The sequence below is a fragment of the Brucella lupini genome (assembly GCF_002252535.1).
Taxonomy (GTDB): Bacteria; Pseudomonadota; Alphaproteobacteria; order Rhizobiales; family Rhizobiaceae; genus Brucella; species Brucella anthropi.
The window spans coordinates 346,372-363,665 of sequence record NZ_NNRN01000046.1 but is presented as its reverse complement, the minus strand read 5'-3'; the positions used below and the strand labels follow the sequence as shown (position 1 = coordinate 363,665).

Sequence of the window (17,294 nt, the reverse complement as noted above, 5' to 3'; positions counted from 1 at the left end):
TTTACATTCTAAACAAGCCGAAACGCGTCGGCTCGATGGGTGCGTTCAGCGTGGCGGAAAGCGACAGGCCAAGCACTTCGCGGCTCTTGCGCGGATCGACGATGCCGTCATCCCAAAGTCGGGCAGAGGCATAAAGCGGATGGCTCTGGCGTTCGAACATTTCGAGCGTCGGGCGCTTGAACTCCGCTTCCTCATCCGCCGACCACGTGCCGCCGGTGCGCTCGATCCCGTCGCGCTTGACGGTTGCCAGCACGCCTGCCGCCTGTTCGCCGCCCATCACCGCAATGCGGCTGTTCGGCCAGGTCCACAGGAAGCGCGGCGAATAGGCCCGCCCCGCCATGCCGTAGTTACCCGCACCATAGGAAGCGCCAATCAGCATGGTGATCTTGGGTACATTGGCCGTCGCCACCGCCGTCACCAGTTTGGCGCCATGTTTCGCAATGCCCTCGGCTTCATATTTGCGCCCGACCATGAAGCCGGTGATGTTCTGCAAAAACACCAGTGGAATGTTGCGCTGGCAGCAAAGCTCGATGAAATGCGCGCCCTTCAAGGCCGCTTCGGAGAACAGCACGCCGTTATTGGCGATAATCCCCACCGGCATGCCATAGACGCTGGCAAAACCGCAGACCAAAGTGGTGCCGTAGCGTGCCTTGAACTCATCGAAATCCGAACCATCGACCAGCCGCGTGATAACCTCGCGCACATCATAGGGAATGCGCGTATCGGCGGAAACGACGCCCAGAATTTCCTCCGGGTCATAAAGCGGTGCAGCACTATCGCCGCGCGGGATAAACTCACGCTTCTTACTGTTGAGATTGGCGGTAATGGCGCGCGCAATCTGCAATGCATGGGCGTCGTCATTGGCCAGATGGTCGGCCACGCCGGAAAGCCTTGTGTGCACGTCACCACCGCCGAGATCTTCCGCCGTCACCACTTCGCCGGTTGCAGCCTTCACCAGCGGCGGACCGGCCAGAAAGATCGTGCCCTGATTGCGCACGATCACCGTCTCGTCGCTCATGGCAGGCACGTAAGCACCGCCTGCCGTGCACGACCCCATGACCACGGCGACCTGCGGAATGCCTGCCGCCGACATCTGCGCCTGATTGTAGAAGATGCGCCCGAAATGGTCGCGGTCCGGGAACACCTCATCCTGATTGGGCAGATTGGCCCCGCCGGAATCGACCAGATAGATGCAGGGCAGACGGTTCTCGCCCGCGATCTCCTGCGCGCGCAGATGCTTCTTCACTGTGACCGGATAATAGGTGCCGCCCTTCACCGTCGCATCGTTGCAGACGATCATGCAGTCGCGGCCCGATACACGCCCGATGCCGGTGATAATCCCGCCCGAAGGAGCCGCGCCGCCATACATGCCATGGGCTGCCGTCAGCCCCACTTCCAGAAAGGGCGCCCCCGGATCGAGCAATTGCGCCACGCGCTCGCGAGGAAGCAGTTTTCCACGCGAAACATGGCGTTCGCGCGCTTTCTCACCACCGCCATCAATCGCAATCCGCGAGGCTTCGCCCACCACGTCGATTGCCGCCAGCATGGCCTTGCGGTTAGCCACGAAGCTGGCGCTGCGCGTCGAGATTTCCGATTTCAGGACCGCCATCAACGGGTCTCCTGAAAGAGTTCCCGTCCGATCAGCATGCGCCGGATTTCCGATGTGCCCGCACCGATCTCATAGAGCTTCGCATCGCGCAAAAGGCGGCCCGTCGGATAATCATTGATGTAGCCATTGCCGCCGAGAGACTGGATCGCCTGCAGTGCCATCTGCGTGGCATTTTCAGCCGTATAGAGAATGCAGCCCGCCGCATCCTTGCGCGACGTCTCGCCCCGGTCGCAGGCCGCCGCCACCGCATAGGTGTAGGCGCGCGAGGCATTGAAGGTCACATACATGTCGGCAAGCTTGCCCTGCATCAACTGGAACTCGCCAATCGGTTGGTCGAACTGCTTGCGCTCATGGACATAGGGCACCACGACATCGAGACAGGCCGCCATGATGCCGAGCGGACCACCCGCCAGCACCACGCGTTCATAGTCAAGACCGGACATCAGCACATTGACGCCCTTGCCGACTTCGCCCAGCAGGTTTTCGACCGGCACTTCACAATCCTCGAACACCAGTTCGCAGGTGTTGGAACCGCGCATACCGAGCTTGTCGAGTTTCTGCGCGGTCGAGAACCCCTTGAAACCTTTTTCAACGATGAAGGCGCTGATGCCACGCGGCCCTGCTGCCGGATCGGTCTTGGCATAAACCACCAGCACATCGGCATCCGGGCCGTTGGTGATCCACATCTTGTTGCCGTTGAGAACGTAACGGTCGCCGCGTTTCTCGGCGGCAAGTTTCATCGAAACGACATCGGACCCCGCGCCCGGCTCGGACATGGCGAGCGCGCCGACATGCTCGCCGGAAATAAGTTTTGGCAGATATTTCGCGCGCTGCTCGGGAGAACCGTTTCGCTTGATCTGGTTGACGCAGAGATTGGAATGCGCGCCATAGCTGAGGCCGATGGAAGCGGAAGCGCGGCTGATTTCTTCCATCGCAATACAATGGGCGAGATAGCCCATGCCAGCGCCGCCATATTCTTCTGGCGCCGTAATGCCGAGTACGCCAAGCTCACCCAATTCACGCCAGAGATGCATGGGAAATGCATTGTTGCGGTCGGTTTCAGCGGCCAGCGGCGCAATGCGGCTTTCCGCAAAACGGCGCACCGTATCGCGAAGGGCTTCGATCTCCTCGCCAAGACCGAAATTGATGCCCGATGCAAACATACTCGTCCTCCACAAGTTCTGCCCGGTATCCATCTTTTGCAAGACGGCTATGTTCCGGCCAGAGTGTCCCGTGGCGGCCAATTAGGCAATGGCTTTGCGTGGCGTTCTGTGGCTATTTATTACCGGATAACGAAATTTTGTTGCGCCCGTTACCCGGCAACTCCAAGCAATTGGAGGGTGATCAAATCAATCCTCATGAAGCACGGCAATGTCGCGATAAAGCTCCAGCGCTTCCGGGTTTGCCAGCGCCTCGCGATTCTTCACATCGCGCCCATGCACGATATCGCGCACGGCGAGCTCCACGATCTTTCCCGACTTGGTGCGCGGAATATCCCGGACAGCAACGATTTTCGCCGGAACGTGACGCGGCGTGGCGCCGGTGCGAATCTTGGTCTTGATGCGCGCCTTGAGGTCGTCGTTCAGCGCCACACCTTCGGCGAGCCGCACGAACAGCACCACCCGCACGTCATTATCCCAATCCTGCCCGATGCAGAGTGCCTCGGCGATCTCCGGCATCTGCTCGACCTGATTGTAGATTTCTGCCGTACCGATACGCACGCCGCCAGGGTTGAGTGTCGCGTCCGAACGACCATGGATAACAATGCCGTCATGCTCGGTCCATTCGGCAAAATCGCCATGGCACCAGATATTGTCGAAGCGCTCGAAATAGGCGACCTGATATTTCGCGCCTTCGGGATCGTTCCAAAATTGCAGCGGCATGCAAGGGAATGCCTTGGTACAGACCAGCTCACCTTTTTCGCGGCGCACCGGCTTGCCATCGTCGTTCCAGACATCGACTGCCATGCCAAGGCCAGCACCCTGAATTTCGCCCAGCCAGACCGGTTCGGTCGGAACGCCCAGTACGAAGCAGGACACGATATCCGTACCGCCGGAAATGGACGCGAGATGCACGTCCGGCTTGATCGCTTCATAGACGAAGGCAAAGCCTTCCGGCGATAGCGGCGAGCCGGTCGAGGAGACGGTGCGCAGCGCTGAAAGATCATGTGTCTCGCCGGGCTTCAAACCGGCTTTCAGCACCGCGTCGATGAATTTCGCCGAAGTGCCGAAATAAGTCATACCCTCGGCGGCGGCATAATCGAACAGCACATTGCCATCGGGATAGAAGGGCGAACCGTCATAGAGCAGAAGCGTGGCGCCCGATGCTATGCCTGAAGCCAGCCAGTTCCACATCATCCATCCGCAAGTGGTGAAATAGAAGAAACGGTCGCCATCACGGATATCCGCATGCAGGCGGTGTTCCTTCAGGTGCTGCAACAGCACGCCGCCTGCGCGATGTACAATGCATTTCGGAATGCCCGTCGTGCCGGACGAAAACAGGATACAAAGTGGATGATCGAAGGGGAGCCGCGTGAACTCGACGTCTTTGGCCCTGAACGGTTCCAGAGCCACATCAAGCGCAATTCCCTTTTCAGCGCGGTCAGCAACCGCTTCCGCTTCGCCGAGATAGGTGACAATGACCGCACGTTTCAGCCCCGGCAGCTTTGCCGTCACCTCAGCAACCTTGTCGGCAACTTCGATGCGCTTGCCATTGTACCAGTAGCCATCGCAGGCGAAGAAAAGCTTTGGTTCGATCTGGCCGAAGCGGTCGAGCACGCCCTGTATGCCAAAATCCGGCGAGCAGGACGACCAGACGGCACCGATGGACGAAGCGGCCAGCATCAAAGCCACCGCCTCCGGCATATTGGGCATCATGCCCGCCACGCGGTCGCCCGGCTGAACCCCTTCCGCCAGCATGAATTGCTGGAGTTTCGAGACCAGCGCGTGAAGATCATCCCAGCTCAGGCGGCGCTCGATCTTGTCCTCACCGCGAAAGACGATGGCTTCCTCGCCCCCCTCATGGCGCAGCAGGTTTTCAGCGAAATTGAGCCGTGCCTCGGGGAAGAATTTTGCGTCACGCATATGGCCTTTATCGATAAGGGCTGGTTTGCCACGCTCGCCGATAACCTCGCAGAAATCCCACACAAGCTGCCAGAATCCGGCGCGATCCTCGACCGACCAGCGATGCAGCGCGGCATAATCCGGCAGGCTCAAGCCCGTGCGCTGTTCTGCGCGAATACGGAATTGCTCCAGATTACTGGCGGCGATGCGCCCCGCATCCGGTTGCCATAGCGGATGGTCATGCGAAAACTGCGTGGGGACTGCGTTGGTGCTCATCATTCCTCCCAGAACCATGTGGAATTAGACCCTCTCCTGATCAACTCCGACACGAGTTTCTAAAAGAGAGTTTCCGATACGTCCATGCTTTTCCCGTGACTTGGCTATCAAAGGCTCATCCCTTGTGTTGCCCTGCACTCAATTGTGATTGCCGGACAGGCAGGCAGAACCTAGCCTGCACCTTGCTTTATGGGAAAGCGTAACATAACTACAGCCCGCGCCGCAGTGCATCCTGATGTCCTTCGGTGCAAACGAAATATCCAGTTCTCAGGGCGGGGCGAAACTCCCCACCGGCGGTAACGGACCAAGTGTCCGAAGCCCGCGAGCGCCTGACACGGCAGACGTGTCAGGGTCAGCAGATTCGGTGCAATTCCGAAGCCGACGGTCATAGTCCGGATGAGAGAGAACGAGGTTGGAATCATGCTCGGCTGGACGGCTTGCCGTCTTCGTCCTGCAGTCTTTCTTCCCGTACCCTGAGGTAACAGGCTTGCCAGAGCAAGTTCCGTCTGAAGCGGAACGCTCTGTCCATTTGTTTTGCCGCATTTATGCGACGTCAGATGTTTCCATTTGGCTGCAAAATGCTCCGAAGGAAGAAACCGTTGAGCCAACTTGCCTCTTCGCCAACTTTGAAACCGACCATACGCGGAGCAGCGCTGATGGTCGCAGCCTGTTCGGCCTATGCCGCCGTCAATGTCGCCACCCAATGGGCGGGAACGCGTACCGGTATTCCCTCCGTCATCATCGCCTTCTGGCAATATGTGATCGCGCTGGTGCTGACCTTGCCCCTGCTCGTTCGCGATGGCGCGAGAGCCTTGCGCACCAGCCATTTCGGTCTTCACGTCATGCGCGTCGCGCTGGCTGCCGCTGGCGTACAGGTCTGGATTTATGCGCTGACCCATGTGCCGATCTGGCAGGTGGTCGCGCTGTCCATGACATCGCCATTCTTCGTCATCCTGTGCGCACGGCTCTTTCTGCAGGAAAAGGTCACGCCGGCACGGCTGCTGACCACATTCACCGGATTTATTGGCGCGCTGATCATCATCGCACCCTGGTCGGATTCCTATACGGTCTATTCGCTCCTGCCGATTCTGGCCGCAGCGTTGTGGGCGGGCTATTCGGTGATGACCAAATATCTGACCCGTTTCGAAAAGCCCGCCAGCATTTCGGCCTATATGCTGGTACTGCTCACGCCCATCAACGCGGCACTCTGGCTGGCATCCGGCTTAAGCATGTCCGCAATCACCGCGCCGGACGTCGAAATCTGGTCCATATTGATCGTCATCGGCGCATTCACAGCTCTCGCCCAATATTTCCAGACGGCAGCTTATTCGATAGCGGATGCGGTCTATCTGCAACCGTTCGATGACCTGAGACTGCCGATCAACGTGATCTTCGGCTGGATCGTGTTTGCAGCAGCGCCAAGCATCAACTTCTGGCCGGGAGCGGCCCTGATCATCGGCGCATCGCTCTATCTGATGCGGCAGGACAGCGGTACGTCGCGCACCGCCTGATCGATCCGGTGAGGATGCCTGCCTATCGGGAGACGGGCAGGCCGTCGCGCGTGGAACCAGAAAACCCGCTTGAGCCTTCCGATCTGCTGACCCATGCGTCAATTCTTTTCACCAGCCAGCGGTGAACGGGATTTTCGAACAGGTGGTAAGAGGCAATGGCAGTCAACACGCTTGCAAGAACACCTGCAGCGATGAGCAGGACCGCGCCTGCCGTCGCCTCGCCCCATCGTTCCGGAGCAGCTTTGAAGAAAACCATTCCGACCGCAGGATGGAGAATGAAGATGCCGAAGCTGTAACGGGAAAGCCTTGTGAATCCGCGCCATTGCAGCGGTGTATAAATGCCCCGAGTGGATGCGGCATAAAGCACATAGACACCCGCATAGAGGAAGGCCAGCCGCCAGGGGCCTTCAAGCGTGTGCGGTTCGTCCGGCCCGTTTGCCGGGTGATAGAACAGAAAGACAATCAGGCAAGTGGCAAGCAATGCCTTGATTGCCGATGCCGGCATCGGTGGATGTTCCCGGCGAGCAAGCCACATTCCAAAGACAAACGAAGGCAAGGCTCGCAAGACCCCGGCATCGGACAATTGAATGCGTGTGAGTGACAATACGCCAAGCTGTTGCGCCAGATAATCACCGCCCACGGCTGCAGCCATCACACCGACGAGAACCCAGCTCCCGAAACGACGGCACAACATATCGAACAGCGGAAAAGCGAGATACATGGCAAAAAGGGCACTCAACGACCAGCTGACATAATTGTAGGACAAGGTGCGCCCCAAACCCCAATTATGAATCAGCAGTAACTGGGTCAGCCCGTCTCGCCAGCTCATGCTGGGTTCGACCAGAGGATGCAGAATTCCCGCTGCTGTCAGGACAGAAAGAAGCGCGAAACAGGAGAAGGTCACCACGTGCAGCGGATAAATCCGCGCGAGCCGCTTCCCAACGAAAGCTACATAACGCGGCCAGCTCCAGAGATAATTTTGTCTTCTTGCCAGAAACAATCCAGAAACAATAAAAAAGACATCGGTAAAATAAGCAAATGTTAATATAAAAGAATTCAGAATCTCATCATTTACCGGAACCCGGAAAGAAAAATGGAAAATTGCGATTCCTATACATAATAAAAACCGCAACCCATCAAAATCTTGGAGTCTTTTCATTTGAAAACACTGGAACTACTTCACACAATTTCTGTTTAGCAATTTTTTAGGAATTGTCGAGTGCAACTTGAGCGGGAAATAGCGCCATCATGCTAATTTCAATAAGAGCGTCAGTCCGCTGCAGCAAAATGTTCCATCTGGTCGGTAAAGGCTTTCTGGAATGCCGGCCGTGCCGTCGCGCGCCCGACATAGGCCCGGCAGACCGGATGCTGCGCCAGACCGTCGAAATGGTCAACCAGACGCAACACGTCGGCCATCAGAATATCGGCAACCGAAAACTGATCCGTCAGCCATTCGCGGCCTGACAGCGCCTGCTCCATGTGCGCCAGCCGACCGGCAAGGAAGCTGTCCATGAGCTGACGCCCCGGCGTCTGCTCCTCATCACCGGTGAATTTATAAAGGGCGAGCGGCAAGGCGGCCATTTCGACCGAATTCAACGCCGCGAACAGCCATTGTATGACCTCGTTGCGTGCCCTCGGATCAGGCGGCAACAGCGCATCGCTCTTCTCGGCTATATGAAGCAGGATGGCGCCGCTTTCGAAGACCGACATATCACCGTCGATCAGCCATGGCACTTGCCCGAAAGGCTGATGGGTGAAGTGTTCCGGCCCGCGATTCTTGAATGGAACGCCTTCGACACGATAGGGCAATCCGGCTTCTTCCAGCGCCCAGCGCACGCGAAGATCGCGGACGAAGCCACGCGGCATTTTGGGAACCCAGTCGAATGTCGCCAATATCATCTCAGTCATGGGAAATGACATAGCGCTTGGACAGGCTTTGTCCACCGACAGCCATTGTGCCGACCGATGACGGTGTCCGTTCTGGTTACTTGAGAAGAAACATTTGGTGGAGCCAAGCGGGATCGAACCGCTGACCTCCTGCATGCCATGCAGGCGCTCTCCCAGCTGAGCTATGGCCCCATCAGACCTCTTTCGAGGCGCATCAGGCAGGACTTGCTGCCCGGTGTGGCGGCTTATTAAATGGCGTTTGTCAGAAGATCAAGAGCTAAATCGCAACTCTTTTCACATCTGCCGAAAATAATTCACAGATCACGCCGAAGCCTCATCCGGGATATGCTCCAAACGCAGCGAGGCGACCCGAAGGTCGCCTCGCAAAAGCATCCGGTCTTGACCTGTGTAACAGATCAGCCTTCCTCGTCTTCACCGCCGACGCCGCCGCCGAGAATGCCCGACATGTCGTCGTCCTCGTCTTCCTCTTCTTCGAGGAAGGTGTCTTCATCGTCGTCGCCGAGATCGACGTCGTCGTCGTCCATATCCGGCAGATCGTCGCCGCTGCCCTTGGTTTCGTCGTCGGCATCCTCGAGAGAGACGAATTCCGGCTTTTCGAGTGCCGTATCCAGTTCTTCCTCTTCGGTTTCCTCTTCGACAACGCGGCTTTCAAGCGTCGAGTCGAAATAGGAACGCGGATAGGAAATGCCGGTGTAAGGCGAAACGATCGGGTCGCGATTGAGATCGTAAAATTTTTTGCCCGTTTCCGGGTCGATACGCTTGGTACCAAGTTCAGCTTTTGCCACGTCTAGCCTCGTTAATTCGCACGGGGACACAAATTCATAAAATCGCGCCGGAATGCCTGCCTTGAAGCATATAGCCCTTCACCATGCTGTTCATGGAGCCATATGGCAAGGGGCAAGTCTTAAGCACGTTTATATTGTTGTCCGGTGCATAAACGCAATTTGGCGCGTTTGTCAAAGCGAAACGCAAAGGGATGCGCAGACTCTTGGCTCTCCCTCCTGATTATGGGTGTCGCCCGCACCGCGTATTCGCGGATGACCGCACAATATTACTATGCTAGGGAAGCCCGGCTTATCTCTCAATCCCGGCGCGTGTCCGCGCCAAAAATGTGACTGTGAAAAATCCATGTCCCATTCTGCATCCCCGAAACCAGCAACCGCCCGCCGCTCGGAGGCACTTACGGGCGAAATTCGCATTCCGGGTGACAAATCCATCTCGCATCGTTCCTTCATGTTCGGCGGCCTTGCATCGGGTGAAACCCGCATCACCGGCCTTCTGGAAGGCGAAGACGTCATCAATACCGGTCGCGCCATGCAGGCCATGGGCGCGAAAATCCGCAAGGATGGTGATGCCTGGATCATCAATGGCGTCGGCAACGGCTGCCTGTTGCAGCCCGAAGCAGCGCTCGACTTCGGCAATGCCGGAACCGGTGCGCGCCTCACCATGGGCCTTGTCGGCACCTATGACATGAGAACCTCCTTTATCGGCGATGCCTCGCTTTCCAAGCGCCCGATGGGTCGCGTGCTGAATCCGTTGCGTGAAATGGGCGTTCAGGTGGAAGCAGCCGAAGGCGACCGCATGCCGCTGACGCTGATCGGCCCCAAGACGGCCAATCCGATCACCTATCGCGTGCCGATGGCATCCGCACAGGTCAAATCCGCCGTGCTGCTCGCCGGTCTCAACACGCCGGGCGTTACCACCGTCATCGAGCCGGTCATGACCCGCGACCACACCGAAAAGATGCTGCAGGGCTTTGGCGCCGATCTTTCGGTTGAAACCGACAAGGACGGCGTGCGCCATATCCGCATCACCGGCCAGGGCAAGCTTATCGGCCAGACCATCGACGTACCGGGTGATCCATCGTCAACGGCTTTCCCGCTCGTTGCCGCCCTTCTCGTCGAAGGTTCGGATGTTACCATCCGCAACGTGCTGATGAACCCGACCCGTACCGGCCTGATCCTGACGTTGCAGGAAATGGGCGCCAATATCGAAGTGCTCAATGCCCGTCTTGCCGGCGGCGAGGATGTCGCCGATCTGCGCGTGAAGGCCTCCAAGCTGAAGGGCGTTGTCGTTCCGCCGGAACGCGCTCCGTCGATGATCGATGAATATCCGGTTCTGGCCATCGCCGCGGCCTTCGCGGAAGGCGAAACTGTGATGGACGGTCTCGACGAACTGCGCGTCAAGGAATCGGATCGTCTGGCAGCGGTTGCACGCGGCCTTGAAGCCAATGGCGTCGATTGCACCGAAGGCGAGATGTCGCTGACGGTCCGCGGTCGTCCCGACGGCAAGGGACTGGGTGGTGGCACTGTCGCAACCCATCTCGATCACCGCATCGCGATGAGCTTCCTCGTCATGGGCCTTGCATCGGAAAAGCCGGTGACGGTTGACGACAGCACCATGATCGCCACGTCCTTCCCCGAATTCATGGACATGATGCCGGGACTGGGCGCCAAGATCGAACTGAGCGACGCGCGATGACGCCGTTCATCGTCGCTATCGACGGACCGGCCGCCTCGGGCAAGGGAACCCTTGCCCGGCGCATTGCCATTCACTACGGCATGCCGCATCTGGATACAGGGCTGACCTATCGCGCTGTGGCCAAGGCGCTGATCGACAAGGGGCTGCCGCTCGATGATGAAGCGGTGGCGGCTGACGCCGCGCTCAATCTCGATCTGCGCGAGATGGACAAGGCGGTCCTTTCCGCTCATGCGATCGGCGAAGCGGCGTCGAAGGTCGCGGTCATGCCGAAGGTCAGACGTGCGCTTGTCGAAGCGCAGCGCAATTTCGCCAATGCCCTGCCCTCAAGCGTGCTTGACGGGCGCGATATAGGCACGGTCGTCTGTCCCGATGCAGCCATAAAGCTCTTCGTCACGGCGTCGTCGGAAGTGCGCGCCGAGCGTCGCTTTGAAGAAATCGTGGCACGCGGCGAGAAGGCAGATTTCGCGGAAATCCTGGCGGACCTCAGGAAACGCGACGAACGCGACACGAACCGCATCGATTCTCCGCTGAGGCCCGCTGAAGACGCGCACTTGCTAGATACGAGCGAAATGAGTATAGAAGCGGCATTTCTGGCCGCAAAAAAGCTGATCGATCATGCTTTGGCGCAGCATCGGGGATGAAACCGACAAGTTTTTAGACTTTTTGGATCTCATTATGCCCCGAAAAGCTGGATTATCTTGAGTTCGGACCTATATAGGCTGCACTCATACTGAAAAGCCTGACTTCGCGTTCCACGCGCCGGTTGTCTGCAAAGACGGGGCCGAGGTCGGGCATAACGCAACACTAACCCCCGGCGCCGCATCCGATGAATTTTCCGGATGCACCAGGAGTATTCATGTCAGAATTCAATCCATCCCTCGCAGACTTCGAGTCGCTGCTGGCGGAATCCTTTGCAACGAACGACCTTGCTGAAGGTTATGTCGTCAAGGGCCGCATCGTAGCCATTGAAAAGGACATGGCGATCATCGACGCCGGTCTGAAGGTCGAAGGCCGCGTGCCGCTGAAGGAATTCGGCGCAAAGGGCAAAGACGGCACGCTGAAGCCGGGCGACGAAGTGGAAGTTTACGTCGAGCGCATCGAAAACGCTCTGGGCGAAGCTGTCCTGTCGCGCGAAAAAGCACGCCGTGAAGAAAGCTGGGTCAAGCTCGAGCAGAAGTTCGCCAATGGCGAGCGCGTCGATGGCGTCATCTTCAATCAGGTCAAGGGCGGTTTCACCGTCGACCTCGACGGCGCTGTTGCCTTCCTGCCGCGTTCGCAGGTCGACATTCGTCCGATCCGCGACGTCACCCCGCTCATGCACGTCCCGCAACCGTTCGAAATCCTCAAGATGGACAAGCGTCGCGGCAACATCGTTGTCTCGCGTCGTACCGTTCTTGAAGAAAGCCGTGCGGAACAGCGTTCGGAAATCGTCCAGAACCTTGAAGAAGGTCAGGTCGTTGAAGGCGTCGTCAAGAACATCACCGATTACGGTGCGTTCGTTGACCTCGGCGGCATCGACGGTCTCCTGCACGTTACCGACATGGCATGGCGCCGCGTCAACCATCCGTCGGAAATCCTCACCATCGGCCAGACGGTCAAGGTGCAGATCATCCGCATCAACCAGGAAACCCATCGTATCTCGCTCGGCATGAAGCAGCTCGAGAGCGATCCTTGGGATGGCATCGGCGCGAAGTACCCGATCGGCAAAAAGATCACCGGCACCGTCACGAACATCACCGACTACGGTGCGTTCGTTGAAATCGAGCCGGGCATCGAAGGCCTCATCCACGTTTCCGAAATGTCGTGGACCAAGAAGAATGTCCATCCGGGCAAGATTCTTTCCACCACGCAGGAAGTCGAAGTCGTTGTGCTCGAAGTTGATCCGGTCAAGCGCCGTATCTCGCTGGGCCTCAAGCAGACCCTCGACAATCCGTGGACAACCTTTGCCCAGAAGTACCCTGTCGGTACCGTTGTTGAAGGTGAAGTCAAGAACAAGACCGAATTCGGCCTGTTCATTGGCCTCGACGGCGACGTTGACGGCATGGTTCACCTCTCCGACCTCGACTGGAACCGTCCGGGCGAACAGGTCATCGAAGAGTACAACAAGGGTGAAGTCGTCAAGGCTGTCGTTCTCGACGTCGATATCGACAAGGAACGCATCTCGCTCGGCATCAAGCAGCTTTCCGGCGACAAGGTCGGCGAAGCAGCAGCTTCCGGCGAACTGCGCAAGAACGCCGTTGTGACCTGCGAAGTGACCGCCGTTACCGACGGTGGCCTCGAAGTCCGTCTCGTCGACCACGATCTCGAAAGCTTCATCAAGCGTTCGGATCTGTCGCGTGACCGCGACGAGCAGCGTCCGGAACGCTTCACGGTCGGTCAGAAGCTTGACGCTCGCGTCATCGCTTTCGACAAGAAGACCCGCAAGCTGCAGGTCTCGATCAAGGCGCTCGAAATCGCTGAAGAAAAAGAAGCTGTCGCTCAGTACGGTTCGTCCGACTCCGGCGCTTCGCTCGGCGACATCCTCGGTGCCGCTCTGAAGAAGCAGGAAAAGAACTAATCTTTTCTTCTTCGATCGAACATGAGAAAGCCCGCCTCCTGGCGGGCTTTTTCTTTATCAAATAAATTTATGGTGATTCCTCCGCCACGAAATGGTCACGAACCGGCACAATTTTACGTACTCCACCAATATTGATTCATTATATTCTTTTCCAATTCGGCAGGTGAGCGACTAATAAAGCTTTCTCTGCATTAATCGTGGAGGATAAAAGCTTCCAAGCCGCCTATTCATAGCAAAATATCTATACAGAATTACTTTTGAACGGATTGCATAAGATGATTTCCAGAACCACCACCCTGACCGCAATGCTGCTTTCAACTGCGCTGCTGAGCGCTTCCTTTGCCGTGCCAAGCTTCGCCGAAAGTGCAGCAAAGCCGAATGCCCCGGCGACCGAGAGCACGAAAGCTGCACAACAGGACGCCATCAAGAAGCTGGATGCCATTTCCGGCGATGGCCTCGCAGCGGTGCGCGGCGTTACACTGGCGCGACTGGCCATTTTTCAGGGAACACCCGACCAGGCCAAGGTCATTCTGTCGACGGTCAAGGATGATCTGGACAAGGCGCAGAAAGACACTCCATCCCTGCTCGACAAGATGAAAGCGGCTGGCGCTCCAGCCGACGAAGTCGCCGAAGTTCAGTCGGGCACATTGCCGGTCGATATGGAAGTCGGTGTGGTCGATGACTACAAGCTGACGCCTGAAAAGGCTGCCCACCTGAAAAAGGCCAATGAACATATCCAGCATGGCCGCAAGAAAGAGGCTCAGGATGAGCTGAAACTCGCGGATGTTGATCTGGTGATAACCGAAACGACAGCCAATCTGCCTGCCATCGACAAGGATGTCGATCTGGCACTGGAACAGCTCGGCAACGGCAAATATTACGATGCCAACCTGACCCTCATTAAGGCGGAACATATGGTGACGATCCGCTCCAACATGTCCGTTGATGACAAGAAGGACGCCAGCAAGACAGCCAATGCACCAGCCGACGCAAAGCCGACTGATGCGGCCAAGAAAAGCTGACCATCGCTTGTGAGAATAAAGGCCGGAATGTGAACCATCCCGGCCTTTTTATGCAACGCTGAGCATATGGATCAGGCCAAGGCTGATTGCGCAGAGCGCAACGAGCGAAAGCACTGCGGTCAGTGTCACCCGGCCACCTGCAGACGCGACCGAACGGATATCGACGCCAAGGCCAAGGGCCGCCATCGAAATGATGGTGAGTATGGTCGAGGCATATTGAATGCCAGGCAGAATCGTTTCCGGTATCAGATGCAGCGAATGCAGCGCCATCATGCCAAGGAAGCCGAGGATGAACCATGGCACCAGCTGGAAGAAGCCCGGCTTGGCATTCGCATCCTTGTTACCGGCGAGAAGCGCCAGCGCAAGAATAACCGGTCCCAGCATCAGAACGCGCACGAGCTTCACCAGCGTGCCGAGCTGGACACTGATCGTCGCGACCGGCGCAGTGGCCGCCAGAACCTGTGGCACTGCATAAACGGTCAGGCCCGCCAGCACGCCATATTGCGTGTGCGACAGCCCCAGAAACGGCACCAGCAGTGGCAGAAGCAGCACGACGACCACGCCGAGAATAGCGGTAAAGGCGATCGAAGCCGCCACGTCCTCGCTTCCCGCGCCGATAACCGGTGCGGTTGCGGCAATAGCGGAATTGCCGCAAATGGAATTGCCGCAGGCGACCAGCACGGCCATCCGATGCGGAAGCTTCAGCAGACGCCCGATTCCGTAGCTGAGTGTAATAGCCAGCACCACAACGCCTGCGATACCGAAAATAAGCCCCGAACCCGCAGCCACCACCGCGCTGGCGCTGATCGACGCGCCAAGCAATACCACTGCAATTTCCAGAAGAAGCTTGGCGGAAAAGCCGATGCCCTTGTTGAAATGCTTGCCGGGACGCAGGAACGTCCGCACGACCGTGCCAAGGAGGATGGCGATCACCAGCGCTTCGAGCCAGGCCCGTCCTGCATAATGTTCCTCGACTTTTTCGAGTCCGATTGCAGCGATAGCAACGGCGACGCTCAAGCCAAGTCCCGGGAGGATGTTCTGGATTTTGGAGTAGGTCATTTTCAGCATTTCAAATCTGACTGTCTGCATTTTTCGCATTGTCCTGCGCAAAACCGCTTCGCACTTTTGCTGGAAATGCTCGTATGAGAATTATTTTCTGATTAGATGCCTGTTTTTCCCTGTTCAATCCATTTCATTATATGACATATTTCATTTGATAAAATCGAACGATCATCGCTATGACACTGGAACAGCTACGAATTTTCATTGAAGTCGCCGAGCGTGAGCACCTCACGCGAGCCTCGGAAGCCCTGCATCTGACCCCTTCGGCGGTCAGTTCGGCCATCCGGACCATGGAAGATCGCTACGGAGCGACGCTCTTCAACCGCATCGGGCGGCGGATCGAGCTGACCGGTGACGGGCGCATGTTTCTGGACGAGGCACGCGCAACGTTTGCGCGCGCCCGCTCTGCCGAGCGGATGCTATCGGAACTCGGTGGCGGCAAACGGGGCATTCTCGCCATTCATGCCAGCCAGACCATCGCCAGCTATTGGCTGCCGTCCTTTCTGGCACGGTTTCACGCCGCCTACCCATTGATCGACGTGCGACTGACGCTTGGCAATACGGAAAGCGTTACCGAGGCGACACAGGAAGGCGTCGCCGATATTGGCCTCGTCGAAGGTGCTGTGCAGGCGCCGTCGCTATCAATCAGTAAGGTTGCAAGCGACCAGCTTATTCTGGTGGCGCGCCCCGATCATGACTGGGGTACGGGCGGCAAGCTCACCTGGGATCGGCTTTTCGAGGGAAAATGGATTCTGCGTGAACAGGGATCTGGAACGCGCAGCGTTTTCGAGGATGCGATGCGCGCTTCCGGTTATAATCCAGCGCGACTGCATGTGGCGCTGGAACTGCCATCGAACGAAGCCATCTGTTCGGCGGTGCGCTCCGGTGATTACGTGACGGCCATATCGGAACTTGTCGCCGCCCCGCATCTTGCTGCCGGAACACTGGTAAAGGCGGATTTTGCTCTGCCGCAACGCCAGTTTCTCATGCTGCAGCACAATGATCGCTATAGAACGAAAGCCACCCGGATTTTCGCAGATATGATCGGAAACACGCGCAAGTAAAATGCCTCACCCCTTTTGTTACAATACTGAAAAATTCATCAAATCAGAAACTCTAATAATATATCTACAGCGGAAAAAACCAAAAGAATTGTTATAAACAATTGTTGAAATTGTATACTTTTATACATAATTGCAATAATATAAGCTGAAGATTTAAAAAGAAAAATAGATAAATAGAATAAAAATGAAAATAAACTTTTAGTATCAAATTCAAAAAGCAGAAAGCAATCACTTGATATAATTATACATATGATATAAATTATCTTAATTACTCTATTGAAGTACTCTTCAAATGAATAGTATTCATCTATATCGTCTGGAGTAATAAGAAAAACTATAAAGAAATGAAGAGATGAATAAAAAACAATCATAATATAAATATAATAATTAAATACAACGCTCTCCTTCAGATCTAATATAATCCACCACCATCGCATCATCCAGAAAATTAAATTTAATGTCCAAAGCAACTGTATTTTATTATATTTCTTATCTTTCGGGTGCTGTATAAACCCCGCGACGCTCGCCAGAAGACGAGACATACACAAACTTACAACGACTCCCGTTAAGACACGAACATGAAAAAACTCTTCCGAAGAGTTCGAAATATAATCAATATATCCCATATTTACTTTCAAAAAAATCAATAAACGCAAAAATAAGCAGATATTCACTGTGAAAAATAAAATTAATTGCGCGCGGAATATCTATACACAGCCAGAATAAACTCTATATCCGCAGG

13 protein-coding genes, 1 tRNA gene and 1 riboswitch are annotated in these 17,294 nt (G+C 56.4%); of the genes, 6 read left to right on the top strand and 8 right to left on the bottom strand.

Annotated elements, in window-relative coordinates:
* Window position 1: 1 nt before the first annotated feature.
* The 3 genes from CES86_RS13270 to CES86_RS13260 all read right to left on the bottom strand — a co-directional run bounded on the left by CES86_RS13270 (window position 2) and on the right by CES86_RS13260 (window position 4,947).
* Window positions 2–1,609: a carboxyl transferase domain-containing protein gene (locus tag CES86_RS13270; protein WP_094514596.1), complete on the bottom strand. Its 1,608-nt coding sequence runs from the start codon at window positions 1,607–1,609 to the stop codon at window positions 2–4.
* On the bottom strand, window positions 1,609–2,772 hold the full coding sequence (locus tag CES86_RS13265) for an isovaleryl-CoA dehydrogenase (RefSeq protein ID WP_094514595.1): 1,164 nt from the start codon (window positions 2,770–2,772) through the stop codon (window positions 1,609–1,611). The genes CES86_RS13270 and CES86_RS13265 overlap by 1 nt, the downstream gene beginning before the upstream one ends.
* A 186-nt stretch (window positions 2,773–2,958) precedes the next feature.
* Window positions 2,959–4,947 carry an acetoacetate--CoA ligase gene (locus CES86_RS13260; RefSeq protein WP_094514593.1) on the bottom strand — a complete coding sequence of 663 codons (1,989 nt, stop codon included), beginning with the start codon at window positions 4,945–4,947 and terminating at the stop codon, window positions 2,959–2,961.
* Window positions 4,948–5,206: 259 nt separating this feature from the next.
* Window positions 5,207–5,359, top strand: a riboswitch (FMN riboswitch).
* Between the two features lie 187 nt (window positions 5,360–5,546).
* On the opposite strand from CES86_RS13260, the gene CES86_RS13255 reads away from it, so the two are divergent.
* On the top strand, window positions 5,547–6,458 hold the full coding sequence (locus CES86_RS13255) for a DMT family transporter (RefSeq protein WP_255411957.1): 912 nt from the start codon (window positions 5,547–5,549) through the stop codon (window positions 6,456–6,458).
* Window positions 6,459–6,480: 22 nt separating this feature from the next.
* On the opposite strand, the gene CES86_RS13250 is transcribed toward CES86_RS13255, so the two are convergent.
* The 4 genes from CES86_RS13250 to CES86_RS13235 all read right to left on the bottom strand — a co-directional run bounded on the left by CES86_RS13250 (window position 6,481) and on the right by CES86_RS13235 (window position 9,151).
* On the bottom strand, window positions 6,481–7,617 hold the full coding sequence (locus tag CES86_RS13250) for an acyltransferase family protein (protein WP_011982271.1): 1,137 nt from the start codon (window positions 7,615–7,617) through the stop codon (window positions 6,481–6,483).
* Window positions 7,618–7,727: 110 nt separating this feature from the next.
* On the bottom strand, window positions 7,728–8,366 hold the full coding sequence (locus CES86_RS13245) for a glutathione S-transferase family protein (protein WP_029926094.1): 639 nt from the start codon (window positions 8,364–8,366) through the stop codon (window positions 7,728–7,730).
* 95 nt (window positions 8,367–8,461) lie between these two features.
* Window positions 8,462–8,537: transfer RNA gene (locus CES86_RS13240), tRNA-Ala, on the bottom strand.
* 224 nt (window positions 8,538–8,761) lie between these two features.
* Window positions 8,762–9,151 carry a TIGR02300 family protein gene (locus tag CES86_RS13235; protein WP_010657838.1) on the bottom strand — a complete coding sequence of 130 codons (390 nt, stop codon included), beginning with the start codon at window positions 9,149–9,151 and terminating at the stop codon, window positions 8,762–8,764.
* A gap of 343 nt (window positions 9,152–9,494) precedes the next feature.
* On the opposite strand from CES86_RS13235, the gene aroA reads away from it, so the two are divergent.
* From aroA to CES86_RS13215, 4 genes are all read left to right on the top strand, one after another.
* Window positions 9,495–10,847 (top strand): 3-phosphoshikimate 1-carboxyvinyltransferase, encoded by a 1,353-nt coding sequence (gene aroA, locus CES86_RS13230; RefSeq protein ID WP_094514590.1) that lies wholly within the window; start codon window positions 9,495–9,497, stop codon window positions 10,845–10,847.
* Window positions 10,844–11,488 carry a (d)CMP kinase gene (gene cmk / locus CES86_RS13225; RefSeq protein ID WP_094514589.1) on the top strand — a complete coding sequence of 215 codons (645 nt, stop codon included), beginning with the start codon at window positions 10,844–10,846 and terminating at the stop codon, window positions 11,486–11,488. Before aroA ends, cmk begins: the two co-directional genes overlap by 4 nt.
* Window positions 11,489–11,703: 215 nt before the next feature.
* Window positions 11,704–13,404, top strand: coding sequence for a 30S ribosomal protein S1 (gene rpsA / locus CES86_RS13220; RefSeq protein WP_010657835.1), 1,701 nt, complete (start codon window positions 11,704–11,706; stop codon window positions 13,402–13,404).
* A 275-nt stretch (window positions 13,405–13,679) separates the two neighbouring features.
* The gene (locus CES86_RS13215; protein WP_094514587.1) at window positions 13,680–14,426 is read left to right on the top strand and encodes a YfdX family protein; all 747 of its coding nucleotides are present in this window, start codon (window positions 13,680–13,682) and stop codon (window positions 14,424–14,426) included.
* 48 nt (window positions 14,427–14,474) lie between these two features.
* On the opposite strand, the gene CES86_RS13210 is transcribed toward CES86_RS13215, so the two are convergent.
* Window positions 14,475–15,494, bottom strand: coding sequence for a YeiH family protein (locus CES86_RS13210; RefSeq protein ID WP_181834084.1), 1,020 nt, complete (start codon window positions 15,492–15,494; stop codon window positions 14,475–14,477).
* A 170-nt stretch (window positions 15,495–15,664) separates the two neighbouring features.
* Between CES86_RS13210 and CES86_RS13205 the strand changes: the two genes are divergently transcribed.
* Window positions 15,665–16,552 (top strand): LysR family transcriptional regulator, encoded by an 888-nt coding sequence (locus CES86_RS13205; protein WP_094514586.1) that lies wholly within the window; start codon window positions 15,665–15,667, stop codon window positions 16,550–16,552.
* Window positions 16,553–17,294 lie beyond the last annotated feature (742 nt).